The 2,087-nt window shown below is 38.2% G+C and carries 2 protein-coding genes; one reads left to right on the forward strand and one right to left on the reverse strand.

The window, feature by feature from the left end; all coding sequences use genetic code 11:
* Nucleotides 1-299 precede the first annotated feature (299 nt).
* A complete protein-coding gene (locus tag JOZ06_RS09360) occupies nucleotides 300-539 on the forward strand; it encodes a hypothetical protein (RefSeq protein ID WP_293231731.1) in 240 nt (79 codons plus the stop codon).
* A 143-nt stretch (nucleotides 540-682) separates the two neighbouring features.
* Here the strand turns inward: JOZ06_RS09360 and JOZ06_RS09365 are convergent, their stop codons facing one another.
* Entirely contained in the window at nucleotides 683-1,852 is a 1,170-nt protein-coding gene (locus JOZ06_RS09365; RefSeq protein WP_293231733.1) for an MFS transporter, read from the reverse strand.
* Nucleotides 1,853-2,087 lie beyond the last annotated feature (235 nt).

Consider the following 2,087-nt stretch of genomic DNA (forward strand, 5'->3'; position numbering starts at 1 on the left):
AGTCATCACAAGCCGAAGGTTCTCCTTTTCTTGTCATTGCGAATGAAATAAAGTAATCCCTTCCTCGTCATCCTGAGGAGCGAAACGACGTGAGAATCCATTACAGCGTTTTGTGGATCCCTCACGATCGATCTCCCAGATCGAATCGTTGCTCGGGAAAACGATGTTGGAAGAGTGAGAAGACGAAGTGAAGAACGCGAGACGACGATATTGAGAGATGAATCGCACTCACATCAAACAATTGATTAAAGTAAAATATAAATATACAATAATATTGATATAGAACATATTTTATATTCATGATGTATCTCAAATTACTCATCGCTTTTATCAGCGCAGGGTTAGGCGTCATCATTGCGGAATGTTTTTTGCAAAACATGATTGTAAAATATTTTCTTTACGTTGCCTTGGCGTTCGGGCTTGGCACACTAATCTTAACGTTATTTTTCTCAACCATTGTTTTATCGTGGATTTTATTTGTGCTTGCAGGGATTATAACCGGTGGACTGACGAACGTTGTTTGGCAACGTTCTTGTTAAATTTTTAACCTACCTGACAAAAATCAGAAAGTCTCTATTATATGTTGCAATCGCGTTCGACGAGATCGATTTTGCCCCAGCACAAGAGTGCATCCTTCTTAAACTGAAACTTCTTTGTTAAATAAGTTAATTAAATTTAAATCCTAATCCTTAAAAAATCTCTTCGGCAATAATAACACCAAAAGAATCAATAAAAATGAAATAATCGTTTGGCCGAAAAAGCCCATACGCCATGTATTAAAAGCATGCGCAAAATATCCCGTCAATTTAAACGATGTGAAAAAGCCGAGTCCTACCACCACATAATAAATCGCAAATGCTGTCCCGCGCACATCTTTTTGCGTCATCTTAGCAATAGCCGTTGTCAATATACCTTGTACAGTTGCCGCATAAACACCAGCGCAAATTGTCCCTGCGATTAAACCTATCAAATGATTTGATGATAATAATAATATATTCGCTGAAAATAGAAATACCAAACCAAACAGCAATGTTTTTTTGAAATCATGTTGATCCAAGCGCTTTGCTAAGAAAAATGAAATCAGACACCACGGCAAATCATAAATAATATAAACCAAAGGCAAAAAGGGGGTTGGTGCGCCATATTCGTAAAAACGATGCCCGACGAAATTTTCACCAAAACGCGCCGCCGTTACGGCAAACGCTAGGAAATACATGAAATATAAAACGCCTGGAAAGTTTTTGATTTGTTCCCATTGAAAACGATTGGTGGATTTTTTTTCCGTGAAAGGAATCGGCTCGATATAAAATAATAAAATCGTTGCGAGTAAACCAGGAATGATACTCAGTTTATAAAGCATCGCAAAATGATCAGGGTAAAAATACAAAAAAACAGACGCCGTGAGCGCGCCTGACATTGCCCCTAAAGTATACGAGACTTGTTTATATGCAACGGCTTGACCAATGTTTTCTTGTTGCTGATTAATCGTTAAAAATGCGTCGGCTGGCCCCGCTCTCACGCCTTTTGTGAGGCGCTCAAATGAACGCAACAAAAATATACTAAAAGGCCCACTTACAAAAGCAAACATTGGTCTTGCGATCATCGATAAGATCGAGCCAAAAATAAGCACCATTTTATAATTTTTAAATATATCAATGAGAATGCCTGAAATCATTTTTGTGCCATACATGCTGAGCACGGCATAAGCCTGAATCGATCCCAAATGCATTTTTGAAATCCCCAAGACATGCTCATGATAGATCGTTAAGGTTGACATCACCATCAACGTTGTGAGCGACCAAAAATAACTTGCCCCATAAATGATCAAAGTGTTTTTGCGTTGTGGATTCATCGAGATCGCTGCGTCATTATCATCTCTTCATTTATGCATGTTTGAAAAATAAAGTAAACTCAAACCATTGATGACAGATTATCTCTCAAGGTGATTGAGAATACGCTTTCCTTTTTCCTCTTCTTCCAGTCTGATCTTATCTTTTAACTCCTGGAGGCGCTGTGCTTTTTCTCTTTCTTTACGAGTGCTCTGCCATTGTTTTCTACTGGTTTGCCATTCTTTTCTTTCTACTTCT

Origin of the sequence: Paludibacterium sp. (assembly GCF_019232825.1) — a bacterium.
Lineage (GTDB): Bacteria > Pseudomonadota > Gammaproteobacteria > Burkholderiales > Chromobacteriaceae > Paludibacterium.

What these genes read in the sequence shown, in the direction of transcription:
- JOZ06_RS09360 (WP_293231731.1), top strand. Translation starts at nt 300, where the DNA reads ATGATGTATCTCAAATTACTCATCGCTTTTATCAGCGCAGGGTTAGGC.
- JOZ06_RS09365 (WP_293231733.1), bottom strand. Translation starts at nt 1,852, where the DNA reads ATGAATCCACAACGCAAAAACACTTTGATCATTTATGGGGCAAGTTAT.